Origin of the sequence: Cupriavidus sp. NPDC089707 (genome assembly GCF_044748965.1) — a bacterium.
Taxonomy (GTDB): domain Bacteria; phylum Pseudomonadota; class Gammaproteobacteria; order Burkholderiales; family Burkholderiaceae; genus Cupriavidus.
Window position 1 is genome coordinate 1 of record NZ_JBIVHB010000057.1, and the last position, 1,906, is coordinate 1,906.

Sequence of the window (1,906 nt, forward strand, 5' to 3'; positions counted from 1 at the left end):
GCGTGGTAGGAGAGCGTTCTGTAAGCCTGTGAAGGTGTCTTGTAAAGGATGCTGGAGGTATCAGAAGTGCGAATGCTGACATGAGTAGCGATAAAGGGGGTGAAAGGCCCCCTCGCCGTAAGCCCAAGGTTTCCTACGCAACGTTCATCGGCGTAGGGTGAGTCGGCCCCTAAGGCGAGGCAGAGATGCGTAGCTGATGGGAAGCAGGTTAATATTCCTGCACCGTCGTATGATGCGATGGGGGGACGGATCGCGGAAGGTTGTCCGGGTGTTGGAAGTCCCGGTCCCTGCATTGGAGAAGGCGCTTAGGCAAATCCGGGCGCGGGATTCAAGGATGTGGGGCGAGCGGCCTAGTGCTGCGAAGCAATTGGAAGTGGTTCCAAGAAAAGCCTCTAAGCTTCAGTCATACGAGACCGTACCGCAAACCGACACAGGTGGGCGAGATGAGTATTCTAAGGCGCTTGAGAGAACTCGGGAGAAGGAACTCGGCAAATTGGTACCGTAACTTCGGGATAAGGTACGCCCTGGTAGCTTGACTGGCCTGCGCCAGAAGGGTGAAGGGGTTGCAATAAAATGGTGGCTGCGACTGTTTAATAAAAACACAGCACTCTGCAAACACGAAAGTGGACGTATAGGGTGTGACGCCTGCCCGGTGCCGGAAGATTAAATGATGGGGTGCAAGCTCTTGATTGAAGTCCCGGTAAACGGCGGCCGTAACTATAACGGTCCTAAGGTAGCGAAATTCCTTGTCGGGTAAGTTCCGACCTGCACGAATGGCGTAACGATGGCCACACTGTCTCCTCCCGAGACTCAGCGAAGTTGAAGTGTTTGTGATGATGCAATCTCCCCGCGGCTAGACGGAAAGACCCCATGAACCTTTACTGTAGCTTTGCATTGGACTTTGAACCGATCTGTGTAGGATAGGTGGGAGGCTTTGAAGCGTGGACGCTAGTTCACGTGGAGCCGTCCTTGAAATACCACCCTGGTTTGTTTGAGGTTCTAACCTTGGCCCGTGAATCCGGGTCGGGGACAGTGCATGGTAGGCAGTTTGACTGGGGCGGTCTCCTCCCAAAGTGTAACGGAGGAGTTCGAAGGTACGCTTGGTACGGTCGGACATCGTACCTAAAGTGCAATGGCAAAAGCGTGCTTAACTGCGAGACCGACAAGTCGAGCAGGTGCGAAAGCAGGACATAGTGATCCGGTGGTTCTGAATGGAAGGGCCATCGCTCAACGGATAAAAGGTACTCTGGGGATAACAGGCTGATACCGCCCAAGAGTTCATATCGACGGCGGTGTTTGGCACCTCGATGTCGGCTCATCTCATCCTGGGGCTGTAGCCGGTCCCAAGGGTATGGCTGTTCGCCATTTAAAGAGGTACGTGAGCTGGGTTTAAAACGTCGTGAGACAGTTTGGTCCCTATCTGCCGTGGGCGTTGGAATCTTGACGGGGGCTGCTCCTAGTACGAGAGGACCGGAGTGGACGTACCGCTGGTGTACCTGTTGTCTCGCCAGAGGCATCGCAGGGTAGCTATGTACGGAAGAGATAACCGCTGAAAGCATCTAAGCGGGAAACTCGCCTGAAGATGAGGATTCCCTGGAGGCTTGACCTCCTTGAAGGGTCGTTCGAGACCAGGACGTTGATAGGCTGGGTGTGGAAGCGCAGTAATGCGTTAAGCTAACCAGTACTAATTGCCCGTAAGGCTTGATCCTATAACCAGTGTGTTTTGCCTGGTGAGTGAATCGCCTTGTGCCAGATACGCACAACCCCAACTACATCCCGATTCGTGACGCTGGCCTCAACCCCAGCGCCACAACCCCTTATGCCTGGTGACCATAGCGAGTTGGAACCACCCCTTCCCATCCCGAACAGGTCCGTGAAACGACTCCGCGCCGATGATAGTGCGGAT

General features: G+C 54.5%; 2 rRNA genes. Both read left to right on the forward strand.

Features of this window, described 5'->3' with window-relative positions:
* Positions 1-1,709, forward strand: a 23S ribosomal RNA gene (locus ACIP1U_RS32535); the annotation flags it as partial.
* Between the two features lie 113 nt (positions 1,710-1,822).
* Positions 1,823-1,906: ribosomal RNA gene (gene rrf / locus ACIP1U_RS32540) — 5S ribosomal RNA — on the forward strand; the annotation flags it as partial.